A 3288-nucleotide genomic window follows, 5' to 3' on the forward strand; every position below is an offset into this window, starting at 1 on the left:
CCCCTAGCATCGCTCGAACTCTCGGCGGTTCGGCATGAGCGATTACGACTAATCGCTCGAATCTTCTAAGGACTCGAAAGTGATTCAGTAGTTGCTGGTTCGTCTCTGCTGGTGATAAGTCGCTCCATTCCCCTCGCGATCGTAAAAAGTCTAGTAAGGCTGCTTCGGTAGCCGATAAATACTCCCAGGTACTCGGACGACGGGTAAATAGTTTGGCTCTTTGTCCCAACCAAGCTGTCGGTAGACTACTCGCAGTGGTGGCAAAAGTCCCATCGATCGCATTTTGAGTCGTAAATCCGAGTAAATTAGCGGCATTTACTCCGGCTGGATAGACGCGGGTTTGAGTGAGTTGGTAGGGGAGTTCAGATCGAACTGGTTGGCTGTAACCGAATCGAGTGGGGCGAGGGTGGTAATAATGTCCCTTGCTGATGCGTTGGAGGATACCTTCTTTAACCAATTGGGTGAAGGTTTTAGCAATGGTGGCTGAGGGATAGTCGGCTAAATCTTGATGGTTCCAAAATCTTTCCCCACCAGCAAGAATCCGTTGGCGGATAGATTCAGTCTTGGTTAGGGTTTTCATCGCACGAAGAATGGAATACTAGTCGCTATCTTAAATTTTAAGCTATTTTCCAGGTTTTTAACAAAAAAACTAGAAAAAAGTGTCGAAAACAGCCGAACCGAAAACTGGGTTAAGGGTGAAAACATTGTCCAGCATATCTTTCACTCGCTCGCCCCAAATTGGGAAAATAGTACGCTAAGAGCGTAAAGCTTGCTCCATCTGCGTTTCAAGCTTTCGTGGCACGATTTTACAAGTATCCTGGAGATCGCTACATCTAGACAGAACAAGGCTTTGAGGCTCATCTTGCAGGTTTTTGCTCGTATCCTGTCGCTTACGAATCCCCCTGTTCGAGGGAATATTCAATTTTGGTGGGGATCGGGGGCTGAAACAGGCATTCGGTCGTGAAATCGTGAAATCGAACATCGGAAAAGAAGCATTTCCAGATGTTAGACGAGAATTAGACAAGATTGTCTGAGTGTCTGCTAGTGCTATGATGGGGGAAAGGTTAAAGGGAAAGGGGGAAAGGGGTTTAGCGCGTCGCGCTCTGGATTACCTTAGCCACCAACTATTCTCTCTATCCTTTCCCCTTTCCCCCTTCCCCTAAATATGACCACAGTTCGCACGAACGGCTTGCCGTCTGAGACAGCAATCGCTGACTTAACAGCTCAACAGCAGATAGAGCTGCTGGCAGGACAACATGACATTACCTACCAGACAACACAACTTGATGAGTTAGCAGATACATACTCACGACTTTCTGATGCGGAGGTCGAATTAGATGAGACAGAGCTGCTGTTGCTCGAACTAGATCGGGCAGGAATTCTTACGGGCAAGGACAACGGATTGCTGCATCTTCAGTACTTGCACGAGCGAAAATAATGACCTTCGACCCGTTTCGAGATTTTGAGGCGCGAGGCTACCTGCGGAATTTATATGGTAGTAAAGACGTTGCGGCAGTTAAGGCACTCGAACAAAAGTCATTCAAGAAAAATCTCAGTCGTGCGATCGCGACTTTGGCAAGTACTCAATTTATCGAATACAAGCATATTCTGAGCATCCATCAGACTCTGTTTGGGGATATCTACCCTTGGGCTGGTGAAGACAGATTGGCAACGGCTCCCGATCTCAACATTACTAAGGGTGGCTACGAGCGGATGTTTGCCCATCCACGAGATGTCAGACGTGCTGGCGAATATGCTTTAGATCGGGGTCAAGATTTAGCGTTTATGCGCGAACGACCTGGAGAAGTAATGGGACTGCTAGCTCATGCACATCCATTTCTAGACGGCAATGGACGGACTATTATGGTGCTTCATGCAGAACTGGCATGTAGGGCGAGAATAAGTATAGATTGGGGGCAAACTGATAAGACAGACTATTTAGTTGCACTAACAAAAGAACTCAACGATCCCGAACAGGGACATCTCGATCTCTATCTCAAGCCGTTTATCCGAGATGCAGTAGAACGCAAACAGTCAATATCGGCATTGAAGTCGTTAAAAGGGTTAGGCGAAACAACGATTGGAGAAGAATAGATGCAGCAGTATTTTTAATTTAATTATTGGGAGATTTTATAGAAATGAACGATAGAATCAGTGCTATTATTTCTAATTCTAAGACAAAGAGAGAGTTTCAAGGTCTAGAATTAGAAGCTATGTCGGAAGCTATAAGTTTTGAAGATCGGATGTACGATCTCAATCGGGGTAAAACTTCCAGAAGATTGTTGATACATGGGAAGGACGATCGAGGAGAGGGAATTACTTACTCTATTTATAATCTCTTTCTACATTTAGAATCTGAAAATTATTTACAGAAACAATGCGGTCATTTTCGTGACTGCTTAAATGTGCTAGTAAAAGAACATGGCGGAAAGTGGATTTTATTTGAGGATGGTAGAATCATTCACTCTGCCAGCACTAGAGAGGAGCTAGAAGTAAAGATTCAGTCAGCAAGAGATTCAGATTGCTATCGGCCTGCTGACTTTATTATTTTTGTGCCCAGACGTACCGAAGATCTGCAAGAACAGGCTATGGCAAAACCTAAAAGTAAAGCCGCGATCTCAGTTGCTGAGATTTTTCAAGCTGCTACCGATCTCGAAAAGTTAGAAGTATTCAAAGAAATTTGCGATTTGAGAATTCAATCGATTGGGATTGAGTGTCCTGAAGAGTAATTTAAGGTAGCTGATTGAATTTCCCCACAACAACGCTTGCAAACGGTAATACCCTCAAACCTGCATGGATCGACTCAGCACTGAATATCAAGAACTCCTCATCAGTCTCAAACAGCGGATTCGTACCAGTCAACTTCGGGCAGCTTTAGCTGTCAATCAGGAGTTGATTCTGCTCTACTGGCAAATTGGGAAAGAAATTCTATTGAGGCAGTCCCAGCAAGGTTGGGGTGCAAAAGTCATCGACAGGCTCTCTCGGGATTTGCGAGAGGAGTTCCCTGAACTCAAAGGGCTATCTAGTCGTAATCTCAAATATATGCGAGCATTTGCAGAAGCTTATCCAGAGAATGAATTTGTGCAACAGCTTGTTGCACAAATTCCCTGGGGGCATAATCTCATTCTGCTAGGTCGGGTTAAGGATGATAATGCCAGACTTTGGTACGCACAGCAGGTGACGATTAATGGTTGGTCTCGGAATATCCTGACAATCCAGATTGAAAGCCAACTATATCAACGCCAGGGTCAAGCCGTAACTAACTTTGAAGCAACTTTACCGCCAGAC

At 44.9% G+C, this 3288-nt stretch carries 5 protein-coding genes; 4 read left to right on the plus strand and 1 reads right to left on the minus strand.

What is annotated here, in order from left to right; all coding sequences use genetic code 11:
- Positions 1-580, minus strand: a 580-nt coding sequence (locus RMO52_RS06105) for a hypothetical protein (RefSeq protein ID WP_310411909.1), incomplete at its 3' end; no start/stop codon positions are given.
- Positions 581-1165: 585 nt separating this feature from the next.
- On the opposite strand from RMO52_RS06105, the gene RMO52_RS06110 reads away from it, so the two are divergent.
- The 4 genes from RMO52_RS06110 to RMO52_RS06125 form a co-directional block, all read left to right on the plus strand.
- Complete coding sequence (locus RMO52_RS06110) at positions 1166-1438, plus strand: hypothetical protein (RefSeq protein WP_310411912.1); 273 nt, start codon at positions 1166-1168, stop codon at positions 1436-1438.
- Complete coding sequence (locus RMO52_RS06115) at positions 1438-2094, plus strand: Fic family protein (RefSeq protein WP_310411915.1); 657 nt, start codon at positions 1438-1440, stop codon at positions 2092-2094. The genes RMO52_RS06110 and RMO52_RS06115 overlap by 1 nt, the downstream gene beginning before the upstream one ends.
- A gap of 44 nt (positions 2095-2138) precedes the next feature.
- A complete protein-coding gene (locus RMO52_RS06120) occupies positions 2139-2729 on the plus strand; it encodes a hypothetical protein (RefSeq protein ID WP_309742035.1) in 591 nt (196 codons plus the stop codon).
- 64 nt (positions 2730-2793) lie between these two features.
- Positions 2794-3288: DUF1016 N-terminal domain-containing protein (locus RMO52_RS06125; protein ID WP_310411918.1), on the plus strand; the 495-nt coding region annotated here is incomplete at its 3' end.

The sequence above is a fragment of the Chamaesiphon sp. OTE_8_metabat_110 genome (assembly GCF_031382685.1).
In the GTDB taxonomy this organism is placed as follows: Bacteria; Cyanobacteriota; Cyanobacteriia; order Cyanobacteriales; family Chamaesiphonaceae; genus Chamaesiphon.

What these genes read in the sequence shown, in the direction of transcription:
- RMO52_RS06120 (WP_309742035.1), top strand. Translation starts at nt 2,139, where the DNA reads ATGAACGATAGAATCAGTGCTATTATTTCTAATTCTAAGACAAAGAGA.
- RMO52_RS06115 (WP_310411915.1), top strand. Translation starts at nt 1,438, where the DNA reads ATGACCTTCGACCCGTTTCGAGATTTTGAGGCGCGAGGCTACCTGCGG.
- RMO52_RS06110 (WP_310411912.1), top strand. Translation starts at nt 1,166, where the DNA reads ATGACCACAGTTCGCACGAACGGCTTGCCGTCTGAGACAGCAATCGCT.